Genomic DNA, 15,497 nt, shown 5'->3' with positions numbered 1-15,497 from the left:
CGGGCGATTGGTGCTGGCGTCGGGCACGCTGGCGCATTATTTTGCGGGTGTTGAGAGGCCGCTTTTTCCTGCACCGCCGCCGGGCCGCACACGCTGCGCCCGGCGGTTTTCATTCAGCGCCCAGCATCCGACGCAGGGATGCGCCATCGGCCAGGGTGCGCCCGCCACAGCGGAACAGCCGGAGCGCACCATCCGCAGCTCGGCGCCGCAGTGTGGCAACGCTCAGGCCGCTCAGGCGCGCGGCATCGGGCAGGGTGTAGGACAGCGCATGGCGCATCGGCGCGGGCCGCTCATCGGGGCGCCGCTTCCGGCGCGGTTCGGATTTCTGGGAAGCCAAGGTGGCACCTCATGACGCTCGGCGGAGCGGGATGCTCGGCCGTGCGTCAGGGGGTGCCGGACTGGAATTTCGCGGGCCAAATCCGCGTGTATTGCGGCTGCCGCCTGAATTACCGCTTCGGCCTAGGCCCGCGTTTCCGCCAGCTTTCAGGCGTCTTCTGTTGGCGAATTTCGCGGATTACGTCGCGGCCCGGCGGGTCCGCGAAATAGAGTTTTGCGGCGGCGATGCATTCGGCCTCGCTCGGCGGCGGCTCACCCTTCGGCCAAGTCTTCACACGTAGGTAGAACCATCCCCCAAGTGCTTCGCGGCTGTAAGCTTGCCCAGGACCGGCGCTGCCCTGAAGTCGTTCGGGAGCCATTGCAGGCTCAGCCGACATGGGAGGCGCGGGTCCAGGCTCGCCCGGTTCCGCCAAATCGAAAGGCGGCCACTCCCGCGCCACGTCATCCCGCGCCCGCTCAGCCGGCTCAGGCTCCGGCGGTCCGCCGCACCATCGAGCAAGATCAGCGCGGGCAATGATGGCACGCCCCCAGGCGGTGGGAGTGCCGCTCCCATTGGCAGTTGTCGGCACCGTCCGGTCTTCCAGCGCCTCCACGAACGGATCAAGGCCCGCGACGCGCGGCCGCTCGAAAGTCGCCCGCCACCGCGCGGGCAGCATGGTAACGAGGTCGCCGTCTTCCCCAATCGCAGTCGCGCGGACACTGCCAGAAACGAGTGCCCGGCGAAGATCAGAACGGGCGCCGTCCCGCGCTGCGGCCAATTTCTGCCGCGCCTCGGTCCACAGCCTCAATTGGGCGTCGGCTTTCGCCTTAGCTTCGGGTGACAGTTCGACGGGCGCGGAACCCGCTGGCGCCGCGGATGTTTAGTCCCGGCATTTGGTGGTGCGGATTTTTGTTGAATCGTTCGGGCGTTTCTGCCCACGTCCTGCAGATGAACTCGTAGGGTGTGAGGCCGCGGAGGCGCTTAAGGCGGCGGGCGAAGTTGTAGGCGGCGACGAAGTCGTCGAGGTGTCGTCGCAACTGCTCGTGGTTGTCGTAGTGGAAGCGCTTGACTGTGGCGTCCTTGATGGTGCGGTTCATCCGCTCGACCTGACCATTCGTCCAAGGATGATTGATCTTGGTGAAGCGGTGCTCGATGCCGTTTTCCTGGCACCGCATGGCGAACATGTGGGTCATGTAGCGCGCCGTCGGGCCGTCGGCGTAGCGCGGGGCAAAGCGGAATTGGATTCCGTTGTCGGTGAGTACCGTATGGATGCGGTAGGGCACGGCGGCGATGAGGGCCTCTAGGAAGGCGGATGCCGTGACGCGCGTGGCGCTCTCGACTAGAGCGTCATCCGGTCTGACTGAATCGTGGGGATTCCCGGAACGGCTGTTTTCTGATTCACGCTGTCTTCCGGAGCGTGGAGGCCGGGCTGGATGTCGAAGGCGCTCTCACTGGATCTACGGCAGCGCACGCTGGCTGCGGTGTTGGAAGAAGGCCTCACGCACCGCCAGGCGGCCGAGCGGTTCAAGGTCAGCGCAGCCAGCGTCAGCCGCTGGCGTACCCTTGCCGCCGAGGGTGCGGTGCCGATGCACGGTCCGCTTGGTGGTGATCGGCGCAGCCATGTTGTGGAGGCCGAGGCTGAGACGATCCTCGAAGTGTTTCACGCGCAGCGCGACATGACGCTGCTGGAACTGCGCGTAGCCCTTGCCGAACGGGGCCTGCGCTTCGGCTACGGCACGCTTTGGCGCTTCTTCGACCGTCGCGGCTACACGCGCAAAAAAAGACCGCGCACGCAGCCGAGCAGCAACGCCCCGACGTCCTGAGCCGGCGCGAAGCCTGGTTCGAGGCGCAGCTCGACCTCGATCCTGAGCGCCTGATCTTCGTCGACGAGAGCTGGGCCAGCACCAACATGGCCCGACGCCATGGCCGCTGCCCGCGTGGCGAGCGCCTGCGCATGGCAATCCCCCACGGCCATTGGAAAACCACCACGCTGATCGCCGGGATGCGCAGCAGCGGCGTGGTCGCGCCCTTCGTGATCGACAGCCCAGTCAACCGGCTCATCTTCGAAGCCTGGGTGGAGCAAGCGCTCGTGCCGGAACTGCGGGCCGGCGACATCGTGGTGATGGACAACCTCAGCAGCCACAAAGGCCCGGCCGTGCGGGCCCTCATCGAGGCCAAGGGTGCGCATCTGCTCTACCTGCCGCCCTACAGCCCGGACTTCAATCCAATCGAGAACCTGTTCGCCAAGCTGAAGGCGCTGCTGCGCCGCGAGGCTGCGCGGACCATCGACACCCTGTGGAACGCCATCGGGCGCATTCTCGACCGCGTCACCCCGCGCGAGTGTCAGCGCATGTTCGCCGCAGCAGGGTATGATCCAGATGGATGGGATTAAGCTCTAAGTGGCGCAGTTTCACGTACCAGCAATTTTGGCGGCGGCAGCCGCCCTCAACTTCTCCACACCCTCGGCGAATTCGGCCTTGCTGATCTCTTCGTAAAGCGCGTCGCTGAAAGGCGGGAGCTCTACGCCCGCGATCTCAAAATAATGTCGATCTGACTTCGTTATAGTGCTGTAAACGTCCGACGCTCGCATCTCAACGTAATGATCACCAGGGCGATTATACCTCAAGTGCATAGGACGACCCTTGTCAAAATTTTGCCAGTCAGTCGCCCTTCGACCAATCACAGCAAGAAGCCTACGAGCAGCGTGCCGTTCAAACTCATCCTTTGCATCAACCAGAAGCTTGACGAGAATAACTCCCTCCCTCAACACTTCTCTACACTCAATCAAGTCTGCACGTGCGATGGATGCAAGCGGCTCATGTAAAAGGTACCAAATTTTTTCTTCATAAGACCACCACCACACAAGACCTTCGTCCGATATAGAGTGCATGGTGAAATTGGCACATCTCCACGTGATGCTCTCAAGCCCTTCCTCATCCTTATTCCAGCGATCAATACCATAAAGATATCTCTTATCTGGATCTCTAGAATTTTCTGTGGCGTTTGAATTCTGCAATTTATTCTCCATTATTTTATTTTTTCAGATTGCTGACAAAAGAGTACTTCGCAGCTGAGAGCTCTCACTAGTCAAAGTCGCGCGGCGCGGGCTCCAGCCTTGGCCTCAAGCTGAGCGCGCCCTTTACATATCGGCGTGACGGCCCCGACCCGGCAATGCTCCGCCCAATCACGCATGAGAGGCTGCCGCCGATCAAACAAATCGGAGCGCCGATAGGCACCGCTCACCTTGTTCGCCACCTCATGCGCCAGCGCCTTCTCGGCCGCCTCACGCTCATGCGGCCGCGTGTCATCCACCCACGTCGAGAAGGTCGCGCGAAATCCGTGCGGCACCGCCACGCGCCCGTCAGGATCACGCCAGGGTGCCGGCGCATCCTCCGGCTTGTCGGCATTCATGCGCCGCATGACAGCGCTCAAGGCCATATCGGAAAGCGGCGTGGTCCGCGTGGCACTCGGGAATATCAGCGCCTCTCGCGCCAGCGCTGCCAGCTTCGGAAGATCGGCCACGGTGGCGGTGGTGCCGTTCGCCTCGGCATAGGCCCGCGCCAGCGCCTCAAGAGCGGCAGCAGAAAGCGGCACGCGATGCGGCAGCACCTCGCCCGTCTTTTTGCCTTTCATCACTTCGCCCGGAACCGTCAGCGTCGGGACACCATCGAAGGAAAGCCAGGACCAACGCGCATTCCGCACCTCACCGGAGCGCAGCGCCGTCAGCACCACAAGGCGCAGTGCCAACGCCCCAAGGCCCGGCATGGTATCGAGCGCCGCCATGAAGGCCGGCATCCGCGCCCAGGGGAGAGACGGTTGCTTGCGGCCACCCGGCAGCGCGGGCAGGCCCAAATGCCGGAGCATCTTCACATCGGCAGCATTGTCATTCGCACGCCAGCCATGGGCGGCGGCATAGCGGAGAACGGCGGCGATGCGGCGCAGCACCTTGCGGCCGGTCGCCGGCCGGGTGCGCCACACCTCTCCGATTGCACGATGCACCGCAGCCCGGTCCACCTCCGCCACCGGCATCTTGCCGAGTTCCGGGAACGCCCACCGCTCAAGGGACTTTTGCCAGAGAAGCGCCGTCCGCTCATTCTTCCAGCCCGGCGCCTCGGACTTGATGCAGTCCAGTGCCACCGTGCGGAATGTCCGCGTCTGCGCCTCCGCGGCCGCCTTCCGCTGCGCCGCCTGTTCCCGCTCAAGCCGCTCGCGCTCGACGACGGGATCACCACCGCCTTTTGCAATCTTGCGCGCTGCGGCCGCCTTCTCTCGCGCTTCCTTGAGGCTCACAGCCGGATACCCGCCCAGGCCCACATCGCGGCGCTTACCGTCCACCGTCACCCGGACCAGCCACATACGGGCGCCGCTCGGCCTCACTTCCAACAGAAGGCCATCACCATCCGAAAGGCGATAAGGCTTGGCGCGCTTCTTGGCAGCTTCCACCGTCTTCGCATCGAGATTGCCAGCCATTGCCGCAGCTCCATGTGAGGTTGCAGGGGAAGCACATCCCCCACAGTCCCCACACTATCCCCCACACTCGGCAGTCGCAATGTCATTCTGGATCAAGACGGAGCATATGAGCCAAAACGTAGGTTTTATCAGGCTTTTCTGGCGCATTATAAACTCGTCTTGCGCCTATATGGTTCTGCCTGATCCGCACCAACGGCGGCCCTAAGGGACGCCATCCGTCTCCCAAGGCGTTGATCGGCCAGGATTTCGAGGATGTTCAAGGCATTGAGAGCTGTCCGGTGGTAGAATCGGGTGGTCCAAACGGTCCTCGCCATGTCGCGTCCGCACAAGCACCCCCAAGACAGGCGTCTACTGCACACGGAAGGTGGTCCCGGCTGACCATCGCGCGGTGGTCGGAAAGCGGGAACTCCTCGAGAGCCTGAGGACGAGAGACCCCGCCGGAGCACGCACCCGGCATACGGAGGTGCTGGCGCGTGGAGCGCACGGACCTCTGGCTGCTGGGCGCGGATCGCGCCGCGCTGCTGTTAATCTGCCCGCCCTATGGGAACCACTGGGACTATACCACCGGAGGCAGCACCGATTGGGACGCCCTGATGCAGGGGGTGTTCCAGCATCTCGATGCGGCCATGCAGCCCGACGGCCAGGTGCTGGCGAACCTCGGCCTGAACCACCGCGGCAATGAATGGCAGCCCTATTGAGGCGGCTGGCTCGAGCGGATGCGCGCCCGCGGCTGGCGCCGCTTTGGGCTCTACACCTGGGACCAGGTGCCCGGCCTGCCGGGTGACTGGAACGGACGCCTCGCGCCCGCCTTCGAGTTCGTCTTTCACTTTAACCGTCAGGCCCGGCAGGCGAACAAGATCGTGCCCTGCAAATGGACCGGCACGCCGAACAAGGGCAGCGGCCTGCGCGCGGCCGGCGGCACCATCTCGGAATACCAGCATTTCGGACTGCCTGTGCAGGACTTCCGCATCCCGGACAACCTGCTGCGCCTCACCCGCCATAAGGGGCGTGGAATTGGGACCGAGCACCCCGCGGTGTTCCCTGTGGTGCTGCCGGATTTCCTGATGCGGGCCTACACTGATAATGGCGAGGTGGTGGTCGAGCTCTTCACTGGTTCCGGCACCACGATCCTGGCGGGCCAACGAACCGGCCGTCGCGTGCGCGCGATCGAGGTGGCGCCCGCCTATGTCGACCTGGCAATCTCCCGGTAGCGCATGCTGCACCCCGACCTGCCCGTCACTCTGACCGACGATCGCCGCGACTACGACGCCGTTGTCGCAGCGCGGATGGAGGCCACCGCCGATGCAGCCTGATCTTCAGATGGAAATGATGCCGGTGGCATCGCTCGCGCCCTATGCCGCCAATGCACACATGGGCCCCGCCGAGCTGGTGGCGCAGCTGGCGGCGTCCATCGCCGAGTTAGGCTTCAACGTGCCGGTGCTGGTGGATGATGCCGGCGTGCTGATCGCTGGCCATGATTTCGCGGTCGTGGGTGTCGATGGCGAATGCGATACGAACGATTTCGCCATCCCAGCAAGGGATCTCGAACCCGTCCGAGGCCCAACGCTGATTGGAGGCCAGAGCAATGACGAGGCCCTCATGCGCCCGGATGACCCGCCTGCCGGTAAAGGGCGGCAGCAGGAGGGAGGCCATGCGCATCGGACGAGAGGTGCGCTTGTAGCTGAGCGGTGGCCGCCCGAGGCTCGGTCTGGCCCGAAGCAGCAGGGCGGTGACGCGGCGATAGCCATAGGTGGGTCGGGCGCCGATGATGCCGCGGATCTCGGCGAACATCTCGTCGTCCCCGGCGCGGACAAGCCTAGCCAGCCGAGGACCCGTCGTCGCGTTCCAGGTCGGCAGTTCTGTCAGGCCCCGCGTGGCGCCGTTCACAAATCGCCCACGCCAGCATCGCGTCCATCGCTGCACTCAAATCGCCACACGCCGCAGCCTTGAGTACCGCAGCGCGCTGCGAAGCAGTTCGATCACCAGAGCGTGAAAGCAAGAAAGCAGTAGACTGCGCCAAAAGACTCGTGCTTGTCAGTCCTATCATCCCGTTCGAGGCGCCGCCCTTCGTCGCTAACGCGGTGACGTGAGATGTGGCTGCACGCATAGTATGCTCAACTCCGGAAGATATATACTTAGCCGCCCGATTGGCGAGCGAGCCAACGTCGATGATTGTCTACTGATTTCCAATAATCTAGCAGATGGAAATAGAGAATCATCTGATATAATTGTATATTAAAGTCGACTATCTATCTTCGGTTTGGCCCTCCCTCCCCTCCTCCAGCCAAGATGCGGACTCCTCCGGAAACCCCCTGGCGTTGCTTTGGCTGACATGATTCGCTTTGCCTTGGGCGAGACGACGCTGATGTCATCAGGCCAACCCGGTTTCCGGGACATGCAGGAGCGGCTGCGTGAACTCTCTGCCCAGGGCGACCCGCTGGAGAAGCTCGCCAGGACCATGGATTTCGAGCTGCTCCCTCCCGAACTGACGGCGCCGCTGGGCACGCGACACATGCGCAAAGGTGGCCGCCCTGCCTTTGATCCGGTACTGAAGTTCCGCGCGGTGCCGGATGCCAACACGCTGTGGGATTTCCGTGAGGCACTGATCGCCAGCGGAGCACTGGAGAGGCTGTTCACCCGGCTGGACGAGGCCATCACCGCGGCGGGCTATTTGCCCATGGCCGGCCAGATCGTGGACGCGACCCTGCTATCCGCCCCTGCCAGCGCAACACGGATGAGGAGAAGGCCCGCATCAAGGCCGCTGAAAAGGCGGAGCAAATCTGGCCCGACAAGCCAGCCCGCGCGCGCCAGCAGGATACCGATGCGCGCTGGAAGGTGAAGTTCAGCAAGGCCAAGTCCGGCCCGGATGGAAAGCCGCAGATCGACCCCGCGATCCCGACCTATGGCTACAAGTCGCATATCTCGATCGACCGCCGGCATAGCGTGATCCGGCAGGGCAAGACCACGGATGCGGCCGCTCATGACGAAGCCCGGCTGCGCGAGGGGCTGCTCGACCCGAATAACACCGCCTCCGGGTCTGGGCCGGCACGGCGTACCGCTCGGCGGAGAACGAGCGGTACCTGGAGGCGACGGGCCGCATCACCCGGATCCACCGGCGCAAGCCGAGCGGGTAGCCGATGCCACGGCACCATGCGCGCGCCAATGCGGCCAAGTCCGGGGTGCGGGCGCATGTGGAGCCCCCCCTTTGCCTAACAGAAGGGGTGATGGGTCTTGTGATCCGAACCATTGGCCTGGCGCGGGCGCAGGCCGCGATCACCCAGGCCAACATGGCCTGCAACATGAAGCGATGGTGCTGGCTGGACAGGCTGCGGGCCGTTGCGTGAGGCAGAACGCCCCCGGCGCGCGAATTGATCGCCAAGCGCGGCATCGCCCCGTGCATCCCGCCAAAGAAGAACCGCAAGCAGCAGATCCCCTACGACAAGGCGCCCTACCGCCAGCGGCACCGCATCGAGATCGCCTTCGGCCGCATCAAGGACTGCCGCCGCATCGCCACCCGTTACGACCGCTGCGCCAACACCTTCTTCGGCGCTATCACCCGCGCCGTCATCTTCTGGCTTGGACAATGAGTCCTGAGCCCAGGTCGCGTGGACCAACTGGCGACTTGGGGATTCCCATGGGGCCTCGGGCGTGATTCCAGGCTGATCTCAGGCATGGAGATCGGCGTTGATCCGCGGGCTGCTGACGGACGAGGAGTGGTCTTTCTTCGAACCTTTTGTGGTGTCGGCCGGATAGCGGCGGCCGAACACGTCCAAACCGGCACCTGGGCACAAGCTCTACCCTTATCCGCCGCGCAACCTGGTGGTGGATCGGCCCAACCAGGTCTGGGGGATGGACATCACGTTCACAGAGATGACCCGCAGCTTTGTTTATCTGGCCGCGGTGGTGGATTGGTTCAGCCGCTGGGTGTTGGCATGGCGGCTGTCGATCACGTCGGAGACGGAGGTGCGCCTCGACGCTGTGAATGAAGCGCTGGGCCGGCACGGCAAGCCTGAGATTTTCAACACGGACCAGGGCAGCCAATTCACCTCCGTGGCAGTCACGGGGCTGCTGCAAGAGCAGAAGATCGCGATCAGCATGGATGGGCGCAGGCTCTTGGCGGGGCAACGTGTTCGTCGAGCGGCATTGGCGTTCGGTAAAATACGAGGAAGTCAATCTGCGGGCCTATGACAGCGTGAGCGATGCGCGCGCGTCGCTGGGCCGGCATCTGGCTTTCTACAATTCCAAAAGGCCGCATTCCTGCCTGGGGGCGCGGACGCCAGAGCAGGCCTATCTCGACCATCTGCCGCAGGTGCGGGCGGCATGAGGAAGCCGCCGGCGCCGTGGCATCACTCCGGTCGGGCTGCGCCCTCCCTGCGTGAGGCCACGGCACCCGCACGACGTGCGTATCAGCCGGCAGGGGATCAAGTTATCGGAACCGAAACGCTGTAACGAGAAGCCGAGTCACTTCTCCGGCGCGTCGCCCATCGATAATTCTCAAACGGACCCTCACGCACCCCAAAATAGACAAATATCTTCTTGATTGCAGTGTAATTTCTTAATTTAAATTACTGTGCGAGTAGTGGGCGAAGCAGCCCAGAACCACAACATTGCAAAACAAGTTTGCGCTTGGAAGATCAAAGTAATGCCGACACTTAGTCTCGCCGATATTCGGTTCCTTCTCGCCCGCTCCAGGGGCGAGTGGCTCCCTGAGGAGTTGAACGGGCTTGCGCCGCTTGGCCCGACGGGCATTCGCGATGTGCAGGGCGTCGGCAACAACACGCTGGATGCCGCTGCGCCGGGCTTCTGGTTCGGCGCTGCCGATACCCTGTTCACGCGCGACACCTTCAACCGGCTGGTTGAGCCTTCGACGAAGAACGACATCATCTCGGCGCCCTTCGCGAATTCCCCGCGCGGTGCGACCAGCGTCGTGACCATCGGCGACACGACCAACGTCGGCGGCAAAATCGCTGATGCGCTCAACCCGCGCAACATCAGCAACCTGATCGCGGACAGCAGCGCGCCGGTCGGCTTCCAGAGCCTCGACCCGGCTGACCCGAACTACGCCCTCAAGCTTGAACTTAGCCTGCAGGACAACCCGGTGGGGCGGATCTCGCCGGTCTCGGGCGCCATCAATCCGCTCGCCTACAGCAACTGGATGAGCCAGTTCGGGCAGTTCTTCGACCATGGCCTCGACTTCGTGTCGAAGGGCAAGGATGGCCGGGTCTCGATCGAACTCCTGCCGAGCGATGGTCTGTATACGGCTGGCCGGGCGACCACGATCGCCGCCTCGCGCAACAACACCACCAACGTCACCATCGGCGAGGGTTCGACCGATGCCTTGCTGAGCAAGCTGGGCATCCTGGCGGACCAGGGCAAGGCGAGCTGGGCGATCAAGTCGACACTGACCACGCCGGACGCTGGCGCTGTCGTCGATGGCTTCACCTACGCCTATGTCGGCACGCTCGTCCTGAACAACACCCTGATCGAGATCCAGGCCCTCGACGAGGCGGATCTGGTGGCCCAGATCAACGCCTTCACGCCGACGACGGGCGTGGTCGCATCGGCCGCGCCCTTCCCCGCGATCGGCAACCTGGTGCCGGCGGGCTCCTTCAACTTCACGCTGACGCCGGCGCGTGCGGAGAGCTTCAACCAGATCTCGCCGTTCATCGACCTCAGCCAGACCTACGGCTCCGATAAGAGCAAGACCTTCTTCCTGCGCGAATACCAGACGCTCAATGCCGGCCAGACGATCCACGACGTGACGACCGGCCGCCTGGTCAATGCGGGCGCCACCGTCAATGGTGAAGTTGCATCGGGCATTGCGAATTGGGCCCAGATCAAGGCGAACGCGGCCAAGGTCGGGATCACCCTGCATGACGCCGACATCACGGCCGTCCCCATGCTCGCGATCGACCAGTTCGGTCAGCTGATTCTCAGCGCCGATGGCCGGCCGCAGCTGGTGGCTCTGGACAAGGTCACGGGCGAGACCGTCTACGTCACCGACACCACGGTGGCCGAGGGCCTCGTGCTGATGACGACGCAGCATGCCTTCCTGAATGACATGGGAGTTCGGCTGCCCGCCCTGACGGATACGACGGTCTGGGCTGGGCGCGACCTGATCGGCCCCACCAAGGCCGCGCTGGAGGCGCATTACGTCGCGGGTGACGGGCGCCTCAACGAGAATATCGGCCTCACCGCCGTCCAGGAAGTGTTCGTCAACGAACACAACCGCGTCCTGACCGATTTGAAGGCGGTGTACGGCTTCGAGGGTGACCAGCCGGCCGGTGGCTGGACCTGGACGGATCCCCTGACGGGCGTGGCCACCAAGGTCACCGCCGAGGAGCTGTTCCAGCAGGCGAAGCTGTTCAACGAGATGACCTACCAGCATCTCGTCTTCGACCAGTTCGTGCGGAAGCTGAGCCCGAACATCGCGGGTTTCGCCGGCGTGGACCCGCTGATCGACGCGCGCATCTCCTCCGAATTCGCCAATGCCGTGTACCGCCTGGGCCATTCGATGCTGCCCGAGACGGTCGGCATGCGGAAAGTGAGCGGTGCGGAAAACATCAGCACGGTCGCGAATTCCGACGTCGTCACCGTGACGATGGTGAACCATGGCCTGGCCGACCAAGCCAACATCACCCTGTCCAGCGTGGACAACGACATCGGGGGCCTTGCGGCGAACCTGCTGAACGGAACCTTCGCCATCACCAGGATCGATGCGAGCCAGTTCAGCATCACCGTCAACGGCACAGCCACCGCAACCGCGACGGGCTTGGTTTCGGACAAGGTTCAGATCGACATCAACAAGGGGTTGATCGAGGCCTTCCTGAGCCCGACCTCCTACATCCCGGGCTCCAGCGCCGCCCTGATCACGGATGGCAGCACCGCCCAGGTCGGCAACCGGATCGACGAGAAGGTCACGGATGCCCTCCGTGACAATCTGCTCGGCCAGCCGCTGGATCTGGCCACGCTGAACATCGTGCGTGGCCGGGATGCGGGCCTGCCGACGCTGAATGAAATGCGTGCTGCGATCCAGACGGTGGCGCCGCTCGCGCTGCAGGCGACGCTGAACCCCTACACCAGCTGGACCGGCTTCCGGGACAACCTGAAGGGCAGCCCGCTCGACCAGGCGGCGACGGTCAAGAATTTCATGATGGCCTATGCCAGCGATGACATTCTGACGAAGTTCGCGAGCACCAAGACGCTCACCCAGTGGTACGCCCTCCGTGAGTTTGTCGATGCCGTCGACCAGGCCCTGTATATGGCCACGCTCAAGAACGCGACCGAGGCGGCCTATGCCGACACGGCCTGGATGAGCACCACCGGCAACCGCGACTTCAACCGCATCGACGCCTGGATGGGTGGCCTCGCCGAGCGGGAGGTCCTGGGCGGCATGCTCGGGTCCACCTTTGACGCGGTCTTCGCCATGCAGATGATGAAGCTGCAGAATGGCGACCACTTCTATTACCTGGGCCGCGTGCCGACGACCGAGTTCTTCATCGAGAACATGGAAGGCGTCCAGCTCGCCGATATCGTGATGCGCTCGACCGGCGCCACAAATGTCTATGCCGATATCTTCTCGGTGGCCGACAAGTATGTGCTCATCGACGACGCGGACGGCCAGCCGAGCGTTGGCACTTTCGACGAGCTGTTGGAGTCGACCACCACGCAGCAGGTTTTTGACACGGCCGGGAACATCATCACGGCCTCGATCGGCCGCGCCGGCTACGTCAACGGGGTCTTCTACGGCAATCCGGGTGACTATGTGGATGCCCGCAATGTGCTGAACCCGAACGGCATCGGCAATGCCAGCGAGCGGATCACCGGCACGGCCGTCAACGATACCGTCTTCGGCCTTGGCGGCAATGACGACATCCGCGGCGAGGATGGAGACGACTCCCTCGTTGGCGACGCCGGCGTCGACTTCCTGTATGGCGATGGCGGCAACGATACGCTCGACGGCGGCATCGACAACGACTTCATGTATGGTGGCGCGGGTAACGACAGCATGCTGGGCGGCCTCGGGGCCGATATCATGTTCGGCAATGCCGACAATGACATCATGTTCGGCGGCGCCGAGGCCGATGTCATGCAGGGCGGCGCCGGCGACGATGTCATGTATGGCGGCGACGGCGTCGTCGACCTGAACGGTGTCCTCGATCCGGATGCGCCGCTCACCGCGGCCCTGCTGGATGATGGACTGAATGGCGGCGCGGGTAACGACACCCTGTATGGTGGCGGAGGCTGGGATAATCTCGCCGGCGCCAGCGGCCATGACATGCTGGTTCCCGGCGCAGGTGGCCTGGTGATCGGTGGGCGCGAGGTGATGAATGGCGGCGAAGGCGATGATATCTACATCATCGAGGACAGCCTGGCCTTCGTTCACCATGACATCGCCGATAACGGCCTGACCCAGCTGCAACTGGTCAACAAGGGCCCTGGTTTCCGCGTGGCGAATGGCCTTGGCATCGACGAGGTCCGCTTCACTCAGACCGTCGCGGACTCCATCATCCTGGGCGGCACCAACGCGCTCGGCATCGTCTCGGCCTTCAGCGGCATCGAGCGTGTGGTGATCGGCACCGGGACGGCGAACGCGGCCGACCGCACCGGCACGGCGGCCATCAACATCGACGCCTCGCTGGCTGTTCCTGGCCTGAATGTCGGCCTGGAAATGCTCGGCAATGCCGGTGCCAACATCTTTGTCGGCACGGCCTTTAATGACACGCTCGATGGTGGCGCCGGGATCGACATCCTCGAGGGCGGCCTCGGCAACGACACGTATATCATTGACGTGACGACCGACACCGTGGTCGAGGGGCTGCTCGGGGCGGGCACGGACACCGTCATCGTGAACGGTGCCTTCAACTACACGCTCGCGGCCGATCTCGAGAACCTGACGCTGCGCAGCACGGCCCTTGAAGGGACAGGCAACGCCCAAAGCAACATCATTCTCGGCAATGCCAGCAACAACATTCTGCTCGGCCTTGGCGGCAATGACTCGATCGATGGTGGAGCCGGTGCCGATCGCATCAATGGCGGCGCTGGCGTCGATAGACTGACGGGCGGTGCCGGCAACGACACCTTCGTATTCGGAAGCGTCGCGGAGATCGGCAACAACGCCGCGTTCCGGGAAACCATCACCGACTTCGCCGCCGGGGATGTCCTCGACTTCACCGCGATCGACGCCAATACCGGGGTCGCGGGCACGCAGGGCTTTACGCTGGTGCAGGGCGCTGCGCTGGCGCAGACCGCGGCCGGGGCTGGTCAGCTCCGCTACGCCAATGGTGTGCTGCAGGGCTTCGTCAACGCCGACGCGATTGCGGATTTCAGCATCAACCTGACGGGAGCGCCGACCCTGACCGGCAGCAGTTTCATTCAGAGAATGTCGGTTGCAGGGCCGGTGGCGGCAGTGGCCGAAGGCAGCACCGGTGTGTCGCAGCATGTGTTCACCGTTTCGGTTCCGACCGTGGTGGGGACCAACACCACCGTCAACTGGGCGGTGACCGGCAGTGGGGCCAATGCGGCCAACGCGGCCGACTTCCAGGGTGGGGTGTTGCCCACGGGGACGCTGACGATCCAGGCTGGCCAGAGCAGCGGCACCATTACCATCTCGGTGGTGGGTGACACGACCGTCGAGGCCAACGAGACCTTCACGCTCACCCTGTCCAACCCCTCGACCGGGATTGTGCTCGGAACGGCGACGGCGACTTCGACCATCCTGAATGATGATGTCGCTGGCTTGCTCCTGAACGGAACGGCCGCCGCCAACGCGCTGAGCGGTGGGGCTGGCAATGATACCATCAACGGACTGGCCGGGAACGACTTGTTGTCCGGGCTTGGCGGTGCCGATCAGCTGTTCGGTGGCGATGGCAATGACATCCTGGATGGCGGCGCCGGCAATGATACGCTGGACGGCGGGGCCGGGGTCGACTTCCTGACCGGCGGCGCCGATGCCGACGTCTTCGCCTTTGGCGCTGCGATCGCGGAGATCGGCCTCGCGGCTGGTTCGCGTGACACCATCACCGACTTCGAGTCTGGCATCGACAAGATCGACCTGAGCTTGATCGACGCCAACGCGAATGTTGCGGGGAACCAGGCGTTCACCTTTGTGAACGGTGCTTTCACCGGGCTCGGTCAGGTTCGCTTCGTGAACCAGGGCGGCGTGCGGACGCTGGAAGGCAACACGACCGGAAACAACAATGCCGATTTCGCGATCTTGATCGGCAATGTGGCCACGGTCCTGGGCACCGACATCATCCTGTGACCCCCGTGAGGTCGGCCGGACGTTCCGGCCGACCTCAACGAATGGCAACGGCGGCGCGCACGCCGCCGTTGCGACTGCCCCGTCATGAATGCGGTAAACGGTTCTTCGCGACGTGGCTGGCTTAACGTCCGGCCTTTGCTCCGGATGTGTTGACGTAGGCTGTGGGGGCCGCCCGGCGGCAGCTACCATCCCCCCCTATCCGCGTGGCTCTGGTCTCGCCTGAGTCCGCCGCGCCCTGGCGTGTCACGCCGATGTGGCGAATCCCGCATCAATGAGATTGCTCGATATTGGGAAACACGCCCTGCGGCGCTCCTTCCCGGCATCCGTCCGGTCTGACGGCAGGAACGATCGGCCGATGGTCTGACCGCGGCGAGTTCCGCCTGCTGCTTCTCCCGTCACCCGCGTGCCGCCGCACCAATTCTGGTTGGCCTGGGCCAGCCGTGACTC

The 15,497-nt window shown here is 63.9% G+C and carries 8 protein-coding genes and 5 pseudogenes; 8 read left to right on the top strand and 5 right to left on the bottom strand.

Features of this window, described 5'->3' with window-relative positions; all coding sequences use genetic code 11:
- Nucleotides 1–109 precede the first annotated feature (109 nt).
- Both ACQ860_RS21305 and ACQ860_RS21300 read right to left on the bottom strand, forming a co-directional pair.
- Nucleotides 110–277, bottom strand: coding sequence for a hypothetical protein (locus ACQ860_RS21305; protein WP_431305320.1), 168 nt, complete (start codon nucleotides 275–277; stop codon nucleotides 110–112).
- Between the two features lie 866 nt (nucleotides 278–1,143).
- Nucleotides 1,144–1,659 (bottom strand): annotated as a pseudogene (locus ACQ860_RS21300) (integrase core domain-containing protein); the annotation flags it as partial.
- A 90-nt stretch (nucleotides 1,660–1,749) separates the two neighbouring features.
- On the opposite strand from ACQ860_RS21300, the gene ACQ860_RS21295 reads away from it, so the two are divergent.
- A protein-coding gene (locus ACQ860_RS21295; RefSeq protein ID WP_431302838.1) for an IS630 family transposase occupies nucleotides 1,750–2,708 on the top strand; the annotation gives its coding sequence in 2 pieces (ribosomal slippage) (nucleotides 1,750–2,101 and nucleotides 2,101–2,708; 960 coding nt in all).
- A gap of 18 nt (nucleotides 2,709–2,726) precedes the next feature.
- Here ACQ860_RS21295 and ACQ860_RS21290 read toward each other — a convergent pair.
- Complete coding sequence (locus ACQ860_RS21290) at nucleotides 2,727–3,344, bottom strand: hypothetical protein (protein ID WP_431305319.1); 618 nt, start codon at nucleotides 3,342–3,344, stop codon at nucleotides 2,727–2,729.
- A gap of 59 nt (nucleotides 3,345–3,403) precedes the next feature.
- Nucleotides 3,404–4,786, bottom strand: coding sequence for a tyrosine-type recombinase/integrase (locus ACQ860_RS21285; protein WP_431305318.1), 1,383 nt, complete (start codon nucleotides 4,784–4,786; stop codon nucleotides 3,404–3,406).
- A gap of 364 nt (nucleotides 4,787–5,150) precedes the next feature.
- On the opposite strand from ACQ860_RS21285, the pseudogene ACQ860_RS21280 reads away from it, so the two are divergent.
- From ACQ860_RS21280 to ACQ860_RS21270, 3 genes and pseudogenes are all read left to right on the top strand, one after another.
- Nucleotides 5,151–5,201: pseudogene (locus ACQ860_RS21280) on the top strand (hypothetical protein); the annotation flags it as partial.
- 58 nt (nucleotides 5,202–5,259) lie between these two features.
- Nucleotides 5,260–5,484: a hypothetical protein gene (locus tag ACQ860_RS21275; protein WP_431305814.1), complete on the top strand. Its 225-nt coding sequence runs from the start codon at nucleotides 5,260–5,262 to the stop codon at nucleotides 5,482–5,484.
- Nucleotides 5,485–5,502: 18 nt separating this feature from the next.
- Nucleotides 5,503–5,997: a DNA methyltransferase gene (locus tag ACQ860_RS21270; RefSeq protein WP_431305317.1), complete on the top strand. Its 495-nt coding sequence runs from the start codon at nucleotides 5,503–5,505 to the stop codon at nucleotides 5,995–5,997.
- Between the two features lie 208 nt (nucleotides 5,998–6,205).
- Here the strand turns inward: ACQ860_RS21270 and ACQ860_RS21265 are convergent, their stop codons facing one another.
- Nucleotides 6,206–6,577 (bottom strand): hypothetical protein, encoded by a 372-nt coding sequence (locus tag ACQ860_RS21265; RefSeq protein ID WP_431305316.1) that lies wholly within the window; start codon nucleotides 6,575–6,577, stop codon nucleotides 6,206–6,208.
- A 574-nt stretch (nucleotides 6,578–7,151) separates the two neighbouring features.
- Between ACQ860_RS21265 and ACQ860_RS21260 the strand changes: the two are divergent.
- From ACQ860_RS21260 to ACQ860_RS21245, 4 genes and pseudogenes are all read left to right on the top strand, one after another.
- Nucleotides 7,152–8,130, top strand: a pseudogene (locus tag ACQ860_RS21260) (transposase).
- Nucleotides 8,131–8,148: 18 nt separating this feature from the next.
- Nucleotides 8,149–8,373, top strand: a pseudogene (locus ACQ860_RS21255) (transposase); the annotation flags it as partial.
- A gap of 166 nt (nucleotides 8,374–8,539) precedes the next feature.
- Nucleotides 8,540–9,110 (top strand): annotated as a pseudogene (locus tag ACQ860_RS21250) (IS3 family transposase); the annotation flags it as partial.
- A 318-nt stretch (nucleotides 9,111–9,428) separates the two neighbouring features.
- Entirely contained in the window at nucleotides 9,429–15,050 is a 5,622-nt protein-coding gene (locus ACQ860_RS21245) for a peroxidase family protein (protein WP_431305315.1), read from the top strand.
- Nucleotides 15,051–15,497 lie beyond the last annotated feature (447 nt).

Origin of the sequence: Sediminicoccus sp. BL-A-41-H5, assembly GCF_050632405.1 — a bacterium.
Lineage (GTDB): Bacteria > Pseudomonadota > Alphaproteobacteria > Acetobacterales > Acetobacteraceae > Roseococcus.
Note: the sequence above shows the minus strand (reverse complement) of the source record. Positions and strands in the feature narration are given on the sequence as shown.